This window comes from Pseudomonas sp. BLCC-B112, from assembly GCF_028550695.1.
Taxonomy (GTDB): Bacteria; Pseudomonadota; Gammaproteobacteria; order Pseudomonadales; family Pseudomonadaceae; genus Aquipseudomonas; species Aquipseudomonas danubii.
In genome coordinates, this window is record NZ_JAQQGK010000001.1 from 482,958 (window position 1) to 501,755 (window position 18,798).

At 61.3% G+C, this 18,798-nt stretch carries 17 protein-coding genes; 10 read left to right on the top strand and 7 right to left on the bottom strand.

Annotation, left to right across the window (positions count from 1 at the left end; translation table 11 throughout):
* The first annotated feature begins 99 nt into the window (after positions 1-99).
* Positions 100-915, top strand: coding sequence for a tRNA cyclic N6-threonylcarbamoyladenosine(37) synthase TcdA (tcdA, locus tag PQT43_RS02195; RefSeq protein WP_372820912.1), 816 nt, complete (start codon positions 100-102; stop codon positions 913-915).
* Positions 916-1,038: 123 nt separating this feature from the next.
* Here the strand turns inward: tcdA and PQT43_RS02200 are convergent, their stop codons facing one another.
* The 4 genes from PQT43_RS02200 to PQT43_RS02215 form a co-directional block, all read right to left on the bottom strand.
* Positions 1,039-1,449, bottom strand: coding sequence for a SufE family protein (locus tag PQT43_RS02200; RefSeq protein WP_110596476.1), 411 nt, complete (start codon positions 1,447-1,449; stop codon positions 1,039-1,041).
* Positions 1,446-2,651 (bottom strand): aminotransferase class V-fold PLP-dependent enzyme, encoded by a 1,206-nt coding sequence (locus PQT43_RS02205; RefSeq protein ID WP_102878546.1) that lies wholly within the window; start codon positions 2,649-2,651, stop codon positions 1,446-1,448. The genes PQT43_RS02200 and PQT43_RS02205 overlap by 4 nt, the downstream gene beginning before the upstream one ends.
* A 76-nt stretch (positions 2,652-2,727) precedes the next feature.
* On the bottom strand, positions 2,728-3,762 hold the full coding sequence (dapD, locus tag PQT43_RS02210; RefSeq protein WP_102861358.1) for a 2,3,4,5-tetrahydropyridine-2,6-dicarboxylate N-succinyltransferase: 1,035 nt from the start codon (positions 3,760-3,762) through the stop codon (positions 2,728-2,730).
* Between the two features lie 33 nt (positions 3,763-3,795).
* The gene (locus PQT43_RS02215) at positions 3,796-4,158 is read right to left on the bottom strand and encodes an ArsC family reductase (RefSeq protein ID WP_102861359.1); all 363 of its coding nucleotides are present in this window, start codon (positions 4,156-4,158) and stop codon (positions 3,796-3,798) included.
* Between the two features lie 237 nt (positions 4,159-4,395).
* On the opposite strand from PQT43_RS02215, the gene PQT43_RS02220 reads away from it, so the two are divergent.
* Entirely contained in the window at positions 4,396-6,042 is a 1,647-nt protein-coding gene (locus PQT43_RS02220) for a Na+/H+ antiporter (RefSeq protein ID WP_102861360.1), read from the top strand.
* A 72-nt stretch (positions 6,043-6,114) separates the two neighbouring features.
* On the opposite strand, the gene dapC is transcribed toward PQT43_RS02220, so the two are convergent.
* From dapC to map, 3 genes are read right to left on the bottom strand one after another with little or no spacing between them, the layout of a single operon-like run.
* A complete protein-coding gene (dapC, locus tag PQT43_RS02225; RefSeq protein WP_110596478.1) occupies positions 6,115-7,314 on the bottom strand; it encodes a succinyldiaminopimelate transaminase in 1,200 nt (399 codons plus the stop codon).
* Between the two features lie 38 nt (positions 7,315-7,352).
* Positions 7,353-10,055, bottom strand: a complete 2,703-nt coding sequence (locus PQT43_RS02230; RefSeq protein ID WP_272753455.1) for a [protein-PII] uridylyltransferase — start codon at positions 10,053-10,055, stop codon at positions 7,353-7,355.
* 48 nt (positions 10,056-10,103) lie between these two features.
* The gene (map, locus tag PQT43_RS02235; RefSeq protein ID WP_102861366.1) at positions 10,104-10,886 is read right to left on the bottom strand and encodes a type I methionyl aminopeptidase; all 783 of its coding nucleotides are present in this window, start codon (positions 10,884-10,886) and stop codon (positions 10,104-10,106) included.
* A gap of 407 nt (positions 10,887-11,293) precedes the next feature.
* Between map and rpsB the strand changes: the two genes are divergently transcribed.
* From rpsB to rseP, 8 genes are all read left to right on the top strand, one after another.
* Entirely contained in the window at positions 11,294-12,031 is a 738-nt protein-coding gene (gene rpsB, locus PQT43_RS02240; RefSeq protein ID WP_011059524.1) for a 30S ribosomal protein S2, read from the top strand.
* Between the two features lie 203 nt (positions 12,032-12,234).
* Positions 12,235-13,101 (top strand): translation elongation factor Ts, encoded by an 867-nt coding sequence (gene tsf / locus PQT43_RS02245; RefSeq protein WP_272753457.1) that lies wholly within the window; start codon positions 12,235-12,237, stop codon positions 13,099-13,101.
* A 208-nt stretch (positions 13,102-13,309) separates the two neighbouring features.
* Positions 13,310-14,053 carry a UMP kinase gene (gene pyrH / locus PQT43_RS02250; RefSeq protein WP_011059526.1) on the top strand — a complete coding sequence of 248 codons (744 nt, stop codon included), beginning with the start codon at positions 13,310-13,312 and terminating at the stop codon, positions 14,051-14,053.
* Positions 14,050-14,607: a ribosome recycling factor gene (gene frr, locus PQT43_RS02255; protein ID WP_102861367.1), complete on the top strand. Its 558-nt coding sequence runs from the start codon at positions 14,050-14,052 to the stop codon at positions 14,605-14,607. Before pyrH ends, frr begins: the two co-directional genes overlap by 4 nt.
* A gap of 15 nt (positions 14,608-14,622) precedes the next feature.
* On the top strand, positions 14,623-15,378 hold the full coding sequence (gene uppS, locus PQT43_RS02260) for a polyprenyl diphosphate synthase (protein ID WP_011059528.1): 756 nt from the start codon (positions 14,623-14,625) through the stop codon (positions 15,376-15,378).
* Positions 15,378-16,184, top strand: coding sequence for a phosphatidate cytidylyltransferase (locus PQT43_RS02265; protein ID WP_102878549.1), 807 nt, complete (start codon positions 15,378-15,380; stop codon positions 16,182-16,184). The genes uppS and PQT43_RS02265 overlap by 1 nt, the downstream gene beginning before the upstream one ends.
* A complete protein-coding gene (gene ispC, locus PQT43_RS02270; protein ID WP_267269459.1) occupies positions 16,181-17,371 on the top strand; it encodes a 1-deoxy-D-xylulose-5-phosphate reductoisomerase in 1,191 nt (396 codons plus the stop codon). The genes PQT43_RS02265 and ispC overlap by 4 nt, the downstream gene beginning before the upstream one ends.
* Before the next feature lie 48 nt (positions 17,372-17,419).
* Positions 17,420-18,772, top strand: a complete 1,353-nt coding sequence (gene rseP / locus PQT43_RS02275) for a sigma E protease regulator RseP (protein ID WP_110596481.1) — start codon at positions 17,420-17,422, stop codon at positions 18,770-18,772.
* The last annotated feature ends 26 nt before the right edge of the window (positions 18,773-18,798 follow it).

Consider the following 18,798-nt stretch of genomic DNA (forward strand, 5'->3'; position numbering starts at 1 on the left):
ACCTTGGGCACTGTAATTGCGTTTAAGTTCTTTACTTGTAGCTGGCGGCTTAAAACTTGTCGCTTCCCAGCTCTATAATGCGCGCCGGTTTTTTAGGTGATGGTCATGAGTACAGAAGATCCACGGTTTGCCGGCGTCGCCCGTTTGTATGGCATTGAAGGCCTGGAGCGGCTGCGGGCGGCCCATGTGGCGATCGTTGGCGTCGGCGGAGTCGGTTCCTGGGCGGCGGAAGCCATCGCCCGTTGCGGGGTCGGGGAGATCTCGCTGTTCGACCTCGACGATGTCTGCGTCAGCAACAGCAACCGTCAGTTGCACGCCCTGGACAGCACCGTGGGCAAGCCCAAGGTCGAGGTCATGGCCGAGCGCCTGCGGGGCATCAACCCAGACTGTAAGGTGCACGCGGTAGCGGATTTCGTCACCCGCGAGACCATGGCCGAATACATTACCCCCGACATCGACTGCGTGATCGATTGCATCGACAGCGTGAATGCCAAGGCGGCGCTGATTGCCTGGTGCAAGCGGCGCAAGATCCAGATCATCACCACTGGCGGTGCCGGCGGGCAGATCGACCCGACGCTGATCCAGGTCTGCGACCTGAACCGCACCTTTAATGACCCGTTGGCCTCCAAGGTGCGTTCCACCTTGCGTCGTGACTATGGTTTTTCGCGTACCGTGACCCGGCACTACAGCGTGCCCTGTGTGTTTTCTACTGAGCAACTGCGTTATCCGAAACCCGATGGCAGCATCTGCCTGCAGAAGAGCTTTGTCGGCGACGGGGTCAAGCTCGACTGTGCCGGCGGTTTTGGCGCGGTGATGATGGTGACCGCGACCTTTGGCATGGTGGCGGCGACCAAGGCGGTGGACAAGATCGTTGCCGGCGTGCGTCGCCCATCTGAACGCAGCAAGCCCCTGTAGCCGCTGCCGCAGGCTGCGAGCGGCCCGGCGGGCCGTGGGGCTTGAGGCCGCTAGGGGGGCTGGCGGGAGATCGCCAGGCAAGGTCCTGCGGACCTTTTCGCAGCCTCGCAGGCTCGGCAGCGGCTACAGGGCGCTGGCCAGTTCGTTCATGCGTTGCAAGACGGCGTTCAGGCCATTGCTGCGCGACGGCGAGAGCTGGCGCGACAGGCCCAGCTGGTTGAACCAGTCCGCCAGGTCCACTTCCTGCAATTGCTGCACCGTCAGGCCGTTGACCCGGGCCAGCAGCAAGGCCACCAAACCGCGAATCAGTCGTGCGTCGCTGGCGGCGGCAAACTGCCAATGACCATTTTCCAGGGCCGCCACTAGCCAGACCTGGCTTTCACAGCCATGGACTCGATTGGCGTCTACCTTGTCGTCCTCGCTCAGGGGTGGCAGGCGCTCGCCCCATTGCATCAGCAGGCGGGCCCGCTGTTCCCAGCCGGCCGCCCCCTGGAAAACTTCAAGGGCGGCCACGGCGTCCGCCGGCAGGCTCATCGCAGCAACTCCAGGGCCTGATCCAGGGCTTCGAAGAAACGCTCCAAGTCCTCGGAGTCGTTGTACAGCGCCAGGGATACGCGAATCGCCCCGACGAGGCCGAAGCTTTTCATCAGCGGCATGGCGCAATGATGACCGGCCCGAACGGCAATGCCCTGTTCGGTCAGCAGGTGGGCCAGGTCGGCGTTGTGCACGCCATCCACGACGAAGCTGACCAGGGCCAGTTGCGGCGTGCCCAGCAGGCGGATGCCATTGCGTGCCTGCAAGCCCTGCAGCAGATAGGCATGCAGCGCGGCTTCGTGCGTGGCCACTGCCTGCTGATCCAGGCCAGCGAGGTAATCCAGGGTCGCCCCCAGGCCAATGACTCCGGCAATCGGCGGGGTGCCGGCCTCGAATCCCAGGGGCGCCGGGCGAAAGCTGGCGTGCTGGTAGTCGGCGTCCTGGACCATTTCTCCGCCGAACTGCCAATGACGCAGGTGCTTGAGCGCGGCATGACGGCCGAACAGCACGCCGACGCCGTCCGGACCATAAAGTTTATGGCTGGAGAACACATAGAAGTCGCAGCCCAGGGCCTGCACATCGTGACGGCCATGGACCACGCCCTGGGCGCCGTCGATCACCGTCAGTGCGCCCTGGGCCTTGGCCATGGCCAGCAGTGGCGTCAAGGGTTGCCAGGCGCCGAGCACATTGGACAACTGGCTCACTGCCAGCAGGCGAGTGCGCGGGCCAATCAGACGGCTTGCCGCATCAATATCGATCAGTCCGTCGGCATCCAGGGGCAGGATCAGCAGCTTGAGGTCGCGACGTTGGGCCAACTGTTGCCAGGGCAGCAGGTTGGCATGGTGTTCAAGGGCGCTGATGACGATCTCATCGCCGCTTTCAAATTGCTGCTCCAGGCCATAAGCCAGGAGATTCAGCGCACTGGTGGCGCCGTGGGTGAAGATGATCTGTCCGCTGTCACCGGCATTCAGCCATTGGCCGACCTTGCGGCGACTGTCCTCGAAGGCCTGGGTGGCATGGGCGCCGGGCAGGTGCTGCGCGCGATGCACATTGGCCGCGCCATTGGCGTAGTAGTGGGCCAGGGCGTCCAGCAGGGCTTGGGGTTTTTGCGTGGTGGCGGCGTTGTCCAGGTACGTCTGGTCCTGGCGATGCAGGGCGGCGATGGCCGGGAAGTCGGCGCGCCAGGGGGAGGGTACAAGCATGGTGGCAGAACTCGTTTGAACAGGCCGGGCGCCGATGATAAGCGCCCGGCCGGTTCCAGTGAAACCGAATCGCTGCTTAGTTGTGAGCGTGCAGCGCTTCGTTCAGCTCGATGGCCGACTTGTGGGTCTTGCACTCCACGGCGCCGGTTTCCGAGTTGCGGCGGAACAGCAGGTCCGGCTGGCCGGCCAGTTCACGGGCCTTGAGCACTTTGACCAGCTGGTTGTTTTCGTCCAGCAGCGCCACCTTGGTGCCGGCGGTCACGTACAGACCCGACTCCACGGTGTTGCGGTCGCCCAGGGGAATACCGATACCGGCGTTGGCGCCGATCAGGCAGCCTTCGCCGACCTTGATCACGATGTTGCCGCCACCCGACAGGGTGCCCATGGTGGAGCAGCCACCGCCCAGGTCCGAACCTTTGCCGACGAACACGCCAGCCGACACACGGCCTTCGATCATGCCCGGGCCTTCGGTGCCGGCGTTGAAGTTGACGAAGCCTTCGTGCATCACGGTGGTGCCCTCGCCGATGTAGGCGCCCAGGCGGATTCGTGCGCTATCAGCGATACGCACGCCGCTCGGCACCACGTAGTCGGTCATTTTCGGGAACTTGTCCACGGAGAACACTTCCAGCAGCTCGCCGCGCAGGCGGGCTTCCAGTTGCCGCTCGGCCAACTCGCCCAGATCGATGGCGCCCTGGCTGGTCCAGGCTACGTTCGGCAGCAGTGGGAACACCCCGGCCAGGCTCAGGCCGTGCGGCTTGACCAAGCGGTGGGACAGCAGGTGCAGCTTCAGGTAAGCCTCTGGGGTGGAGGTCAATTGAGCGTCTTCGGCCAGCAGGGTGGCTACCAGCGGCTTGTGGCTTTCGGCCAGGCGGGTCAGCAGGGCAGCCTGGGTGGCGTCGATGCCTTTCAGCGCGTCGGCCATTTGCGCGGCCTGGGCGGTGGTGAAGGTGATGGCCTGGTTGCCTTCGCTGTAGCCGAGGATCGGTGCGACAGCGGCAACGATTTCGGCGGCAGGATTGAGCAGTGGCGATGCGTAGAACACTTCCAGCCAGGCGCCTTGACGATTTTGGGTGCCGACACCGAATGCCAGGCTGAACAGAGTAGTGGACATGCAGTTACCTCTTGCGAAATAGAGTGAGCAGGCTTACTTGAGCGCCGCTGCGTAAAGGTCTGGCTTGAAGCCAATCAGGGTCTTGTCTCCGAGGTCGAGCACCGGGCGCTTGATCATCGAAGGTTGCGCGAGCATCAGTTCAACGGCTTTCGCCTGGTCGAGATCGGCTTTGCTTTCGTCATCGAGTTTGCGAAAGGTCGTGCCCGCGCGGTTCAACACCACCTGCCAGCCGTGCTCGTTGCACCACTGATTCAGGTGCTCACGGTCAATGCCGGAGGTTTTGTAATCATGGAAGTCATAGCTGACAGCGTGTTCATCGAGCCAGGTGCGCGCCTTTTTCATGGTGTCACAGGCTTTGATGCCGAAAAGGTGCAACGTTTTGCTTGAAGCGGTCAAGGAATTGCCCCCTTTGGAGATGCTGGAGATGAAAGGTCACGGATTATGCCACGACCGCAGCGCTTCAGCGTCGGCCTGAAATCGGCTTTGTCGCAGGTTGTTGCATGGCAGGTCATGGGGCTTGCGACTTTTGTGCAGCGGTCAGTACCGAGTTTAAGCGGCTAATATGGCACTTCGTCGGCGATTCTCAGCTGAGATGCGTACGATTTTTCCTGTTGAGCCTTGGATTTTCGCTTTATGCAAACCGCCTATACCGTCCTCATCCTGCTGATGCTGGTGAGTCTTTCGCGACTGGTCGGACGGGTGATTCCGCTGCCCTTGCCTCTGGTACAGATCGCCGCCGGAGCCCTGTTGGCCTGGCCGACCCTGGGTTTGCATGTGGCCCTGGACCCGGAATTGTTCCTTTTCCTGTTCCTGCCGCCGTTGCTGTTTTCCGACGGTTGGCGCATGCCCAAGCGCGAGTTCTGGCGCTTGCGTGGCCCGATCCTGACCTTGGCGGTGGGTCTGGTGTTGTTCACCGTGGTCGGGGCCGGTTATTTCATTCACTGGCTGTTGCCGACCATCCCGTTGCCGGTGGCTTTCGCCCTGGCCGCGGTGCTGTCGCCCACTGACGCCGTCGCGGTGTCGGCCATTTCCCAGAACCGCCTGCCAACCCCGCTGATGCACATGCTCCAGGGCGAGGCCCTGATGAACGATGCCTCGGGCCTGGTGACTTTCAAGTTCGCCCTGGTGGCCGCCGTTACCGGGGTGTTCTCCCTGGCCAATGCCAGCCTGACCTTTGTCCTGGTGGCGGTGGGTGGCTTGGCGGTCGGCGTGGCCCTGAGCTGGCTGGTCGGGCGCCTGCGGGCCTGGATGATCGCCCGCGGCTGGGACGATCCGGCGACCCATGTGGTGTTCATGTTGCTATTGCCGTTCGCGGCTTACGTCCTGGCCGAGCGCCTGGGGGCCTCGGGCATTCTCTCGGCGGTGGCGGCGGGAATGATGCAGAGCTGGCTCGACCTGCTGCCGCGCCAGACCAGCACCCGATTGCTCAATCGCAGTGTCTGGTCGCTGCTGGAGTTCGCCTTCAATGGCCTGATCTTCCTACTGTTGGGGCTGCAATTGCCTGACATCATCAAGGCCGTGGTCAGTCATGAAACTTCACTCTGGCCGACCCTGTTCTACCGCTGCCTGGATGTGCTGGCGATCTTCCTGGTGCTGTTGGTGTTGCGTTTTATCTGGGTGCAGAGCATCTGGCGCCTGTCCGGGCTGCTGCGGCGCTGGCGCGGCAAGGGCGAGCTGACCCTGGTGCCCACGGCGCGCTCCTGTTGGCTGCTGACGGTGGGTGGGGTGCGTGGGGCTGTGACCCTGGCCGGCGTGATGTCGGTGCCCTTGTTCCTGGGCGCCGGGGAGGCCTTCCCCGAACGTGATCTGCTGATCTTTATCGCCGCTGGAGTGATCCTGCTGTCCCTGGTGGCGGCCTGCATTGCCCTGCCGCTGCTGTTGCGCGGTATCGTCAAAAGCCCCGACGACAAACGCCGTGGAGAAGTCCGCGATGCCTGGCGCAAGACCGCCGAGGCGGCGATCCATGCCCTGGAAGCCGAGGAAGTGGCTGAAACCAGTGAGGCCCCCGATGCGGCCCAGGCGGCACTGGCCACCGAGCTCAAGGGCCGTTTGATGGCTGAGTACCGGCATCAGTTGGAGGTCTACAACGATTCCGCCGAGGCCCAGGCCCTGGCATTGCAGATGGACTTGCTGGAACGCCGCCTGCGGCTCAAGGCCCTGCGCGCGCAACGGCTGGAGCTGTACCGCCTGAGCCGGCATCACCAGATCGGTGACGATGTGCTGCGAGAGGTGTTGGCGGACCTGGATTTGAGCGAGGCGAATTTGGGGCAGGTGAAGTGAGCGAATAACGCTTTCGCCGGCAAGCCGGCTCCTACTGGGAGGGTGTAGGAGCCGGCTTGCCGGCGAAGGGGCTCACGCGCGACGCAGAACGAAGTCGCGAATCCGCTCGGCTGCCTCGACACACTCCGCCAGCGGCGCGACCAGCGCCATGCGCACCCGTCCGGCGCCCGGGTTGGTGCCGTCCACATCCCGCGACAGGTAGGAACCCGGAACCACGGTCACGTGCTCCTGCTCGAACAGGTCGCGGCAGAAGGCGGCGTCATCCCCGGCCACGTTGGGCCACAGGTAGAAGCTGCCGTCCGGGCGCTGCACGTCCATTACTGGCGCGAGGATTGCCAGCACCGCGTCGAACTTCTCGCGGTACAGGGCGCGGTTGGCGCGCACGTGCACTTCGTCGTTCCAGGCGGCGATGCTGGCCAGTTGGGTCTGCACCGGCATGGCGCAGCCGTGGTAGGTGCGGTACAGCAGGAAACCCTTGAGGATGTCGGCGTCGCCGGCCACGAAGCCGGAGCGCAGGCCCGGCAGGTTGGAGCGCTTGGACAGGCTGTGGAATACCACGCAACGCTTGAAGTCCTTGCGGCCCAGTTCGACGCAGGCGCTGAGCAGCCCCGGCGGCGGGGTCTGTTCGTCGAAGTACAGCTCGCTGTAGCACTCGTCGGCGGCGATCACGAAGTCGTGTTCGTCGGCCAGGGCGATCAGTTTCTTCAGGGTGTCCAGCGGGATCAGCGCGCCGGTGGGGTTGCCCGGGGAGCACAGAAAGAGGATCTGGCAGCGCTGCCAGATCTCGGCCGGTACGGCGTCGAAATCCGGGTTGAAGCCGTTTTCATCCAGGCACGGCAGGTAGTGCGGCTTGGCCCCGGCAAGGAAGGCTGCGCCTTCGTAGATCTGATAGAAGGGGTTGGGGCTGACCACCAGGGCGTCGTCACCGCGGTTGACTACGGTCTGGGTGAAGGCGAACAGGGCTTCACGGGTGCCGTTGACCGGCAGGACGTTGCGCGCCGGGTCGATCCAGCCGGTCGGCACGCCGAAGCGTCGCTCGCACCAGCCAGCGATGGCTTCACGCAGGGCCGGTATACCCAGTGTGGTGGGGTAGACCGCCATCTGATCGAGGTTGCTGGCCAGGGCTTCGGCGACAAAGCTCGGCGAGCGGTGCTTGGGCTCGCCGATGGACAGGGCGATCGGGCGCTTGTCCGGGTTGGGGGTCACGGTGCCGAGCAGGGCCCGCAGCTTTTCGAACGGGTAGGGCTGCAACTGGTTCAGAGCGTTGTTCATCGGTGCGTTTTCTCACTCAAAGCGGCGGTTCGGACCCTTCAGATGCTCATGCGGGTCATTTCGATAGTCGGTTCATGGCTGACACTCAACTGTTCGACGATCGCATCCTGCAAGCGGCTGCACAGCTGTGGGTCGGAAAGAGGGTGGTTGTGCGCGTCGGTGATGAAGAACACGTCTTCCACGCGCTCGCCCAAGGTGGCGATCTTGGCGTTCTGCAGCGACAGGTCGAACTCCAGGAAGATCTTGCCGATCCGCGCCAGCAGGCCCGGACGATCCGGGGCGCTGAGTTCCAGCACGGTGACCGGGCGCTGGGCGTCGTTGTGGATGGTCACCTCGGGCTCGAAGGCAAAGTGCTTGAGCTGTCGCGGCACCCGGCGCTGGATGATGGTCGGGTAGTCGTCGGGGTTGCGCAGGGCATCGGTCAGGCCTTTGCGGATCTGCTCGACCCGCTGCGGGTTGTTGCCGATGGACTCGCCGTCGTTGTCCAGGACGATGTAGGTGTCGAGGGTGAACTGGCTGCTGGAGGTGATGATCCGAGCGTCATGGATGTTGAGGTTGAGCTGGTCCATGGCGGCCACGGTCACCGCAAAGAAGTCGTGCTGGTCCGGGGCGTAGATGAAGATTTGGGTGCCACCCTCGAACTCGCGCTGGGTGATTTCCTTGATCAGCACCAGTGGCCCGCCATCGGCCGGCTGCTGGAGGATCGCGTCGCTGTGCCAGGCCACATCGCCAGCGGTGTGACGCAGAAAGTAGTCGTCTCCCAGTTGCGACCAGAGCTGCTCGACCTCGTCCGGATCGGTGCCGTTGCGCACCAGGATGTCCAGGGCGGCGCTCTGGGTCTGGCGGATCTGCTCTTCGCGGTCCACCGGGTTTTCCAGGCCGCGGCGCAGGGCACGCTTGGTTTCGGTGTAGAGCTGGCGCAACAGGCTGGCGCGCCAGGAGTTCCACAGGGTCGGGTTGGTGGCGTAGATGTCGGCGACCGTGAGTACGTAGAGGTAGTCGAGGCGGGTCTGGTCGACCACAGTCTGGGCGAAATCGTGGATCACCTGCGGGTCGGACAGGTCCTTGCGCTGGGCGGTGGTGGACATCACCAGGTGGTTCTGCACCAGCCAGACGATCATCCGGGTGTCCCATAGAGGCAGTTGGTGGCGGACGCAGAAGGCTTCGGCATCCACCGCGCCGATCTCCGAGTGGTCGCCGTGGCGGCCCTTGCCGATGTCGTGATACAGGCCGGCCAGGTAGATCAGTTCGGGCTTGGGCAGCTTGCCCATGAGCTTGCTGGCCAGGGGGAATTTCTCGGAGATCGGCGTGTACTGCATCTTGCGCAGGTGCTTGATCAGATTCAGCGTGTGGGCGTCCACGGTATAGATGTGGAACAGGTCGTGCTGCATCTGTCCAACGATGAAGCCGAATTCCGGCAGGTAGCGTCCAAGGATGCCGTAGCGGTTCATCCGCCGCAGGTTGCGGTGGATGCCGATCTCGCATTTGAACAGCTCGATGAACAGGCTGGTGTTGCGGATGTCGTGACGGAAGTCGTCGTCGATCAGGTGCCGGTGCTCGCGCAGCAGGCGGATGGTGTCGGCGCGTACGCCCTTGATCTCCGGGTGCTGGGCCATCAGCACGAAGATTTCCAGCATGGCGAACGGTGTGCGTTTGAACACGTTGTCGTTGATCGCCTCGATGTAGCCGTCGTGCAGTTGGAAGCGGGCGTTGATCGGCTGTGGCGGGGCTTCGTCCTCGGGGGCGAGGATCACCTCTTCGAAGTGCTGGATGATCAGGTCGCTCAACTGGGCGATGCTCATCACCACTCGGTAGTACTGCTGCATGAAGCTTTCAATCGACTGCTTGACGTCTTCACCGCTGAAACCCAGTAGCTCGGCGATGGAGCGCTGGTGGTCCAGCAGCAGGCGGTCTTCGGCGCGGCCGGCGAGCATGTGCAGGGCGTAGCGGACCTTCCACAGGAACTCCTGGGAGGAGGCCAGCAGGGCGTTTTCGCTTTCCACCAGGAAGCCTTCGCCGGCCAGGGCTCGCAGATTCAGGGTGCCGTACTGGCGCCGGGCGACCCATAGAATGGTCTGGATATCCCGCAGGCCGCCGGGTGAGCCTTTGACGTTGGGCTCCAGGTTGTATTCGGTGTCGTTGTACTTGTGGTGGCGGGCCTTCTGCTCGGCGTGCTTGGCCAGGAAGAAGTCCTTGCTCGGCCACATATGTGCGGTGCTGGTGACGTCCAGCATGCGCTGGCGCAGGCGCTCGGGGCCGGCGATGGTGCGGCTTTCCATCAGGTTGGTGATGACCGTCAGGTCGGCCCGGGCCTCCTCGGCGCATTCATCCACCGAACGCACGCTTTGCCCGACTTCCAGGCCGATGTCCCAGAGCAGGGTGAGAAAGCGTTCGATGGAGTCGCGAAAGATCTCATGATCGGCGCTGTCCAGGAGGATCAGCAGGTCGATATCGGAATAGGGGTGAAGCTCGCCGCGGCCGTAGCCGCCGACCGCCACCAGGGCGATGTCGGCTTCGTTGCTCCAGGTGAACTGGTCCCAGGCCTTTTGCAGGATGTTATCGATGAACCAGGCGCGGTCCTCGATCAGCCGGCGGATTTCCCGTCCGCTGCGAAAGCGGTTGTCGAGCACTTCTCGTGCCTGACGGATGGCTTTCTTGAAGGCGGCGATGGGGCTGGCCTTCAGTGCCAGTTCCGCCTGGAACTGGCCACGGTCGAAGAGTTCGGGATCCACCTGCGGCATCGATTGGCTTTCCTTTCTATCTATAAGGTCGGGACGCGGCGTTGTGGATCAGGCAGATACCCGGGGGATGGTGTCATCGCTGCGCAGGGTAAAGATCTCGTAGCCGGTTTCGGTCACCAGCAGGGTGTGTTCCCACTGTGCCGAGAGCTTGCGGTCCTTGGTGATGGCGGTCCAACCGTCGCCCAGTACCTTAGTGTCGGCCTTGCCCTGGTTGATCATCGGCTCGATGGTGAAGGTCATGCCGGCCTTGAGTTCCATGCCGGTGCCGGCGCGGCCGTAGTGCAGGATCTGCGGCTCTTCGTGGAACACCTTGCCGATGCCGTGACCACAGAACTCGCGAACCACCGAGAAGCCGTTCTTTTCCGCGTGCTTCTGGATTACTTCGCCGATGTCGCCCAGGCGGCAGCCCGGCTTCACCAGTTCGATGGCCTTGTACATGCATTCCTGGGTGATCTGCGACAGGCGCTCGGCCCAGACTGGCACGGTGCCGACGTGGAACATGCGGCTGGTGTCGCCGTGGTAGCCGTCCTTGATGACGGTGACGTCGATGTTCAGAGTGTCGCCGTCCTTCAGGGGCTTCTCGTTGGGAATGCCGTGGCACACCACGTGATTGATCGAGGTACAGATGGACTTGGGGAAACCCTTGTAGTTCAGCGGGGCCGGGATAGCGCCCTGCACGTTGACGATGTAGTCATGGCAGATGCGGTCCAGTTCCTCTGTGGTGACACCGGGTTTGACATGCTCGGCAATCATTTCCAGGACTTCGGCGGCCAGTTTGCCGGCGACACGCATTTTGGCGATGTCCTCGGGAGTTTTGAGGGTGACGGTCATACAGGCTCTCTTGACGCTCAATGGCGCGATATACACGGAATGGCTTGAAAACCTGCCCCTGCAAGGCTGGAACCGGGATGGAACCGGTGAGGTTTTCGGAAGCCGCAAAGGTGCGATTCTAACAGAGGCTCAGCGTAAATCTGAGGTTCTGCTGGCGCTTGTCTCCATACAATGGTGCATTCTGGGCTGTTTCCAAGGTCAGGGCGAAAACTGCAAGGATCGACGGATGTGAATCCGGGTTCCGTTTTGGCCCTTGCTGTGGTATAAAATGCGCCGCTTTCCGGGGATGCCCCGAAAAGCTCAAACCCACACACGTGTCGACACGATGACCTGGGTGCCCTCAGCACATGCTGTTGGTTGGTCATTGGGATGCGTGGAGGCCTAACCCGACTTATTAAGGAACTATCATGTCCCAAGTCAACATGCGCGATATGCTGAAGGCCGGTGTGCACTTCGGTCACCAAACCCGTTACTGGAACCCGAAAATGGGTAAGTACATTTTTGGTGCGCGTAACAAGATTCACATCATCAACCTTGAAAAAACCCTGCCAATGTTCAACGAAGCTCTGACTTTCGTAGAGCGTCTGGCCCAGGGCAAAAACAAGATTCTGTTCGTCGGCACCAAGCGTTCCGCTGGCAAGATCGTTGCTGAAGAAGCAGCACGTTGCGGTTCGCCGTACGTCGATCACCGCTGGTTGGGCGGCATGCTGACCAACTACAAAACCATCCGTGCTTCCATCAAGCGTCTGCGTGACCTTGAAGTGCAAGCAGAAGACGGCACCTTCGCCAAGCTGACCAAGAAAGAGGCGCTGATGCGCACTCGCGACCTGGAAAAGCTGGATCGTTCCCTGGGTGGTATCAAGGACATGGGCGGCCTGCCTGACGCACTGTTCGTGATCGACGTTGATCACGAGCGCATCGCGATCACCGAAGCCAACAAGCTGGGCATCCCGGTCATCGGCGTTGTCGATACCAACAGCAGCCCGGAAGGTGTTGACTACATCATCCCAGGCAACGATGACGCCATTCGCGCCATCCAGCTGTACATGGGTTCGATGGCTGACGCTGTGATCCGTGGTCGCAACAACGTTGCTGGCGGCACCGAAGTGTTCGAAGAAGCTGCAGCACCGGCGGCTGAAGCCTGAGTAACTGACGCTTAGCGTTTACTCAGTACGCAAAAAGGGGGCTTGGCCCCCTTTTTGCCAACTCGAAAATCATTTCGTCGTTGCGCCCCGACAGTTTCTGTAATGCGGGGCTGTTATGAAGTGAATTCGGGGCAGCGCCCAAGAATTGAACGCCCGTTCGATCGGGTGGAATGGTTGAAAACCTATCCAAGAGGATTTTGAAAATGGCAGAGATTACTGCAGCGTTGGTCAAAGAACTGCGCGAGCGTACCGGCGAAGGCATGATGGATTGCAAAAAGGCCTTGACCAAGGCCGGCGGCGACATCGAGAAAGCCATTGATGACATGCGTGCTTCCGGCGCCATCAAGGCTGCCAAGAAAGCAGGCAACGTGGCTGCTGAAGGCGCTATCGCCATCAAGGACGACGGTAAAGCCGCTGTCCTGCTGGAAGTGAACTCGCAGACCGACTTCCTGGCTCTGCAGGACGACTTCAAGGCATTCGTTGCTGCCAGCGTTGAAAAAGCGTTCGCTGACAAACTGACCGACTCCGCTCCACTGATCGAAGCTCAAGAAGCTGACCGTCTGATCCTGGTGGGCAAGACCGGTGAGAACGTCAACATCCGTCGTCTGGCTCGCGTTGAAGGTGACGTGGTCGGTACTTACCTGCACGGTAACAAGATCGGTGTTGCGGTTGTCCTGAAGGGCGGCTCCGTTGAGCTGGCCAAAGACATCGCCATGCACGTAGCGGCAAGCAACCCTGAGTTCCTGCTGCCTTCGCAGGTTTCTGCCGAAGCCATCGAACGCGAAAAAGCTGTGTTCCTGCAGCTGAACGAAGACAAGATGAAAGGCAAGCCAGCCGAAATCGTCGAGAAAATGATCGCTGGCCGTATCAGCAAGTTCCTGGCTGAAGCCAGCCTGGTTGAGCAAGCGTTCGTCAAGGATCCAGAAGTCACCGTAGGTGCTCTGGCCAAGAAAGGCGGCGCTGAAATCGTTTCCTTCACCCGTTTCGCAGTAGGTGAAGGCATCGAGAAGAAAGAAGACAACTTCGCTGAAGAAGTTGCTGCACAACTGGCTGCTGCCAAGCAACAGTAAGACGGTTTTTCAACTGTCGCCCAGAAGAGGCTGCCCGCTCACGCGCGCAGCCTCTTTTCAAATGGGCAGGGCAATTTTGTTGCTTTACCTCGGAACCGGTTTACAAAGTCGTGTTCTGATGGCGCTGTGACAGCGTCAAGCTAGAGTGAACGCAGGCTGCAAACGGCCCGCAAAGAATTTTTAAAATACGCCGCAGGAGAGATTCGCAATGGCTCAGCAGGGCAGTGGTTATCAAGCTCGCTATAAACGCATTCTACTCAAGCTTAGCGGCGAGGCCCTGATGGGCTCGGAAGAGTTCGGAATCGACCCCAAGGTGCTGGACCGCATGGCGCTGGAAGTCGGCCAACTGGTTGGCATCGGTGTCCAGGTAGGTTTGGTGATCGGTGGTGGCAACCTGTTCCGTGGCGCCGCCTTGAGCGCTGCCGGGATGGATCGGGTCACAGGCGACCACATGGGCATGCTGGCCACTGTGATGAACGCCCTGGCCATGCGCGACGCGCTGGAACGTGCGAATATCTCGGCCATCGTGATGTCCGCTATTTCCATGGTGGGTGTGACCGATCACTATGACCGTCGCAAGGCCATGCGCCACCTGAACTCCAAAGAAGTGGTGATTTTCGCGGCCGGTACCGGCAACCCGTTCTTCACTACCGACTCCGCAGCCTGTCTGCGCGCCATCGAGATCGATGCCGATGTCGTGCTCAAGGCAACCAAGGTCGACGGTGTTTACACTGCAGACCCGTTCAAAGACCCGCATGCCGAGAAGTTCGATCATCTGACTTACGATGAAGTGCTGGATCGCAAGCTGGGAGTGATGGACCTGACGGCCATTTGCCTGTGCCGCGACCACAAGATGCCGCTGCGGGTATTCAACATGAACAAGCCCGGCGCCCTGCTGAATATCGTGCATGGTGGCGCTGAAGGAACCCTGATCGAGGAAGGCGAGCAATGATCAACGAAATCAAGAAAGACGCTCAAGAGCGCATGAAGAAAACCCTGGAGTCTCTGGCGCATGCATTCGGCCAGATCCGCACCGGCAAGGCGCACCCCAGCATTCTGGGCAGCGTGATGGTGCCTTACTACGGTACCGACACGCCGTTGAGCGGCGTTGCCAACGTGACCGTGAAGGACTCCCAGACCCTGCAGGTCGTGCCGTTCGAGCGCAACATGCTCGGAGCCATCGACAAGGCCATTGGCAGTGCCGGTCTTAACCTCAACCCGACCAACCTGGGCGAGTTGCTGCTGATCAAGATGGCGCCGCTGACCGAGGAAACCCGCAAGGGCTTCACCAAGCAGGCGCGTGCCGCCGCCGAGGATGCGCGGGTTGCTGTACGCAACATTCGCCGCGATGCCTTGGGCGAGTTGAAGAAGCTGACCAAGGACAAGGAAATCAGCGAAGACGAAGAGCGTCGTGGCAGCGCCGAAATCGACAAGTTGATCAAGGACTTTGAAGCTCAGATCGCCAAGGCGACTGAGGAAAAAGAAAAGGACTTGATGGCCGTATAAGGGTCAGGCGTTTTCATGGAAAAGACCAAGCAGTCCGTGTTGTCCTCGGTGCCGCGCCATGTGGCGATCATCATGGACGGTAATAACCGCTGGGCAAAAAAGCGCTTTATGCCGGGTGTTGCCGGGCATAAAGCGGGCGTTGACGCGGTACGTGCAGTGATCGAAGTGTGCGCTGAGGCCAAGGTTGAAGTTCTGACCCTGTTTGCCTTTTCCAGTGAAAACTGGCAGCGCCCGGCCGACGAAGTCAGTGCCTTGATGGATCTGTTCTTCAAGGCGCTGCGGCGTGAGGCCAAGCGTCTTAACGAGAACAACATCAGTCTGCGGATCATTGGCGACCGTTCGCGTTTCCATCCCGAGTTGCAGGCGGCGATGCGCGAGGCGGAAGCGATTACCGCGGGCAGTGATCGTTTCATTCTGCAGATTGCTGCCAACTACGGTGGTCAATGGGATATTGCCCAGGCTGCCCAGCGCCTGGCGCGTGAGGTTCAGGCCGGTCATCTACGACCCGAGGACATCACTCCGGGCCTGTTGCAGACCTGTCTGGCAACCGGCGACTTGCCGTTGCCGGACCTCTGCATCCGCACCGGTGGCGAGCATCGCATCAGTAATTTCCTGCTGTGGCAGCTGGCCTATGCCGAGCTGTATTTCTCCGACCTGTTCTGGCCGGACTTCAAACACGAAGCCATGCGCAACGCGCTGGCCGATTACGCATCTCGACAGCGGCGCTTCGGTAAAACGAGCGAGCAGGTCGAGGCTGGAGCCCGGGTTTAATGCTTAAACAACGAATCATTACTGCGCTGATCCTGCTGCCGATCGCCTTGTGCGGGTTTTTCCTGCTCGAAGGTTCAGGGTTTGCCCTGTTCATCGGTTTGGTGGTGAGCCTGGGGGCCTGGGAGTGGGCGCGTCTGGCGGGTTTCGAGGCGCAGCCGGCTCGGGTGGCTTACGCGCTGGTAGTGGCGGCGCTGCTGTTCTTGATGCATCTGGTCCCGGGTGTTGCGCCTTGGGTGCTGGGTGCTGCGGTGTTGTGGTGGGGGTTGGCGACTTTCCTGGTGCTGACCTATCCGCGCACCAGTGAGCAATGGTCCGGGGCGGCCCCCAAGCTGCTTATCGGTCTATTGATCCTGTTGCCGGCCTGGCAGGGCTTGGTGTTCATCAAGCAGTTGCCACTGGGCAATTGGTTGATCATGGCGGTAATGGTGCTGGTTTGGGGGGCAGATATCGGTGCCTACTTCTCCGGCAAGGCCTTCGGCAAGCGCAAGCTGGCGCCACAGGTGAGTCCTGGCAAGAGCTGGGAGGGCGTCTATGGCGGCCTGGCATTGAGCCTGGTGATCACGGCAGTGGTTGGGCTGGTGCGTGATTGGTCCTTCGGACAGATCCTGTTGGGGCTGTTGGGTGCGGCCATTGTGGTCTTCATTTCGGTGGTCGGTGACCTGACCGAGAGCATGTTCAAGCGTCAGTCCGGCATCAAGGACAGCAGTAATCTGTTGCCAGGGCACGGCGGTGTGCTCGATCGGATCGACAGTCTGACGGCAGCGATTCCAGTGTTTGCGGTGCTGCTGTGGATGGCTGCACTGTGAGTCGTGTGCAACAGATCACGGTTCTGGGGGCTACGGGCTCCATTGGCCTGAGTACGCTGGATGTGATTGCTCGTCATCCGGATCGCTATCAGGTGTTTGCCCTTAGCGGGTTCAGCCGTCTGGCCGAGTTGCTGGCGTTGTGCGTACGCCATGTGCCGCGTTTTGCCGTGGTGCCTGAGGTCGCTGCGGCGAGGACTTTGCAGGACGATCTGCGAGCCGCTGGCCTGTCGACTCGGGTGCTGGTGGGGGAGCAGGGGTTGTGTGAAGTCGCCTCGGCGCCTGAAGTCGATGCGGTGATGGCGGCTATTGTCGGGGCTGCGGGCCTGCGTCCGACCCTCGCGGCGGTGGAGGCCGGCAAAAAGATCCTCCTGGCCAATAAAGAAGCGCTGGTGATGTCCGGCGCACTGTTCATGCAGGCGGTAGGCAAGAGTGGCTCGTTGCTGCTGCCTATCGACAGTGAGCACAACGCGATTTTCCAATGCATGCCTGGGGATTTTTCTCGGGGCTTGAGTCAGGTCGGGGTGCGACGGATTCTGTTGACCGCTTCGGGCGGTCCATTCCGTCAGACGCCTCTGGCCGAGCTCGAACATGTTTCGCCGGAACAGGCCTGTGCCCATCCGAACTGGTCCATGGGGCGCAAGATCTCCGTGGATTCGGCGAGCATGATGAACAAGGGGTTGGAGTTGATCGAGGCCTGCTGGTTGTTCGATGCCAAGCCTTCCCAGGTCGAGGTGGTGGTGCATCCGCAGAGCGTGATCCATTCCCTGGTGGATTATGTCGACGGCTCGGTGCTTGCTCAGTTGGGCAATCCGGATATGCGCACGCCTATCGCCAACGCCCTGGCCTGGCCGGAGCGTATCGACTCCGGTGTAGCCCCGTTGGATCTGTTCGCGATTGCCCGTCTGGACTTCCAGGCACCCGACGAGCAGCGGTTCCCTTGCCTGCGTCTGGCGCGTCAAGCTGCCGAGGCGGGGGGCAGCGCTCCGGCGATGCTCAATGCGGCCAATGAAGTGGCTGTATCGGCCTTTCTTGAACGGCGCATCCGCTACCCGGAGATCGCGAGTATCATCGACGAAGTTTTGGTCCTTGAGCCTGTAGTTGCAGTCAATGAGCTCGATGCAGTGTTTGCGGCGGATGCCAAGGCCCGAAGCCTGGCAGAACAATGGTTGCAGCGTAACGGGCGATAGGATTTGCGACCGGGCGAGTGGCGGCGAATAGGATTGCGGAGAAAGTAGATGAGCGCGCTCTATATGATTGTCGGCACCCTGGTAGCCCTGGGTGTGCTGGTCACCTTCCATGAATTCGGTCACTTCTGGGTCGCGCGTCGCTGTGGCGTCAAGGTGCTGCGTTTCTCCGTGGGCTTTGGTATGCCGTTGCTGCGCTGGCACGATCGTCGCGGTACCGAGTTTGTGATCGCCGCCATTCCCCTGGGTGGCTACGTGAAGATGCTCGACGAGCGTGAAGGCGAAGTGGCCCCCGATGAGCTCGACCAGTCCTTCAATCGCAAGTCCGTACGCCAGCGTATCGCCATTGTTGCCGCCGGCCCGATCGCCAACTTCCTACTCGCCCTGGTGTTCTTCTGGGCCCTGGCGATGCTGGGCAGTCAGCAGGTGCGACCGGTCATCGGTGGCGTGGAGGCGGGGAGCATAGCCGCCAAGGCCGGTCTCGGTGCCGGCGAGGAAATCGTTGCCATCGATGGTGAGCCAACTTCCGGTTGGGCGGCGGTGAATCTGCAACTGGTGCGCCGTCTGGGTGAAAGTGGAACGCTGCAGGTGCAGGTGCGCGAGCAGGGGGCGACGGTTGACTCCTCTCGCCAGTTGGTGCTGGACAAATGGCTCAAGGGCGCCGACGAGCCGGACCCGATCCGCTCCCTGGGGATTCGCCCATGGCGCCCGGCATTGCCCCCCGTGCTGGCTGAACTCGATCCGAAAGGCCCGGCCCAGGCTGCCGGCCTGAAAACCGGCGACCGTCTGCTGGCGCTCGATGGGCAATCGCTCAGTGACTGGCAGCAGGTGGTTGATTGGGTCCGTGTGCACCCTGATACGAAAATTGTGCTGCAAGTCGAGCGCGATGGTGCTCAAATCGACGTCCCCGTGACCTTGGCCAGCCGTGGCGAAAACAAAGCGCCCAATGGCTACCTGGGGGCTGGGGTGAAAGCTGTCGACTGGCCTGCGGAGATGCTTCGCGAGGTCAGTTATGGCCCGCTGGAGGCGATTGGCGAAGGGGCTCGACGGACCTGGACCATGAGTGTCCTGACCCTCGAATCACTGAAGAAAATGTTGTTCGGCGAGCTCTCGGTAAAAAACTTGAGTGGACCGATAACCATTGCTAAAGTGGCGGGCGCTTCTGCCCAGTCGGGCATTGCTGATTTCTTGAATTTCCTTGCTTATCTGAGTATTAGCCTGGGTGTTCTGAATTTGTTGCCCATCCCGGTACTGGATGGGGGGCATTTGTTGTTTTATCTGATCGAGTGGGCGCGTGGTCGTCCCTTGTCGGATCGGGTGCAAGGTTGGGGGATACAGATCGGTATCAGCTTGGTGGTCGGAGTCATGCTGCTTGCTCTGGTCAACGATCTGGGTCGTCTGTAACGCTTCGCTGAATTGCGAATCTGCCG

Bases quoted from the DNA above. Each gene is read 5' to 3' on its own strand.
- tcdA (WP_372820912.1), top strand. From the start codon at position 100: ATGGTCATGAGTACAGAAGATCCACGGTTTGCCGGCGTCGCCCGTTTG.
- uppS (WP_011059528.1), top strand. From the start codon at position 14,623: ATGGAAAAGACCAAGCAGTCCGTGTTGTCCTCGGTGCCGCGCCATGTG.
- dapC (WP_110596478.1), bottom strand. From the start codon at position 7,314: ATGAACAACGCTCTGAACCAGTTGCAGCCCTACCCGTTCGAAAAGCTG.
- frr (WP_102861367.1), top strand. From the start codon at position 14,050: ATGATCAACGAAATCAAGAAAGACGCTCAAGAGCGCATGAAGAAAACC.
- tsf (WP_272753457.1), top strand. From the start codon at position 12,235: ATGGCAGAGATTACTGCAGCGTTGGTCAAAGAACTGCGCGAGCGTACC.
- PQT43_RS02200 (WP_110596476.1), bottom strand. From the start codon at position 1,449: ATGAGCCTGCCGGCGGACGCCGTGGCCGCCCTTGAAGTTTTCCAGGGG.
- PQT43_RS02230 (WP_272753455.1), bottom strand. From the start codon at position 10,055: ATGCCGCAGGTGGATCCCGAACTCTTCGACCGTGGCCAGTTCCAGGCG.
- PQT43_RS02220 (WP_102861360.1), top strand. From the start codon at position 4,396: ATGCAAACCGCCTATACCGTCCTCATCCTGCTGATGCTGGTGAGTCTT.
- dapD (WP_102861358.1), bottom strand. From the start codon at position 3,762: ATGTCCACTACTCTGTTCAGCCTGGCATTCGGTGTCGGCACCCAAAAT.
- PQT43_RS02265 (WP_102878549.1), top strand. From the start codon at position 15,378: ATGCTTAAACAACGAATCATTACTGCGCTGATCCTGCTGCCGATCGCC.
- rseP (WP_110596481.1), top strand. From the start codon at position 17,420: ATGAGCGCGCTCTATATGATTGTCGGCACCCTGGTAGCCCTGGGTGTG.
- map (WP_102861366.1), bottom strand. From the start codon at position 10,886: ATGACCGTCACCCTCAAAACTCCCGAGGACATCGCCAAAATGCGTGTC.
- PQT43_RS02205 (WP_102878546.1), bottom strand. From the start codon at position 2,651: ATGCTTGTACCCTCCCCCTGGCGCGCCGACTTCCCGGCCATCGCCGCC.
- rpsB (WP_011059524.1), top strand. From the start codon at position 11,294: ATGTCCCAAGTCAACATGCGCGATATGCTGAAGGCCGGTGTGCACTTC.
- pyrH (WP_011059526.1), top strand. From the start codon at position 13,310: ATGGCTCAGCAGGGCAGTGGTTATCAAGCTCGCTATAAACGCATTCTA.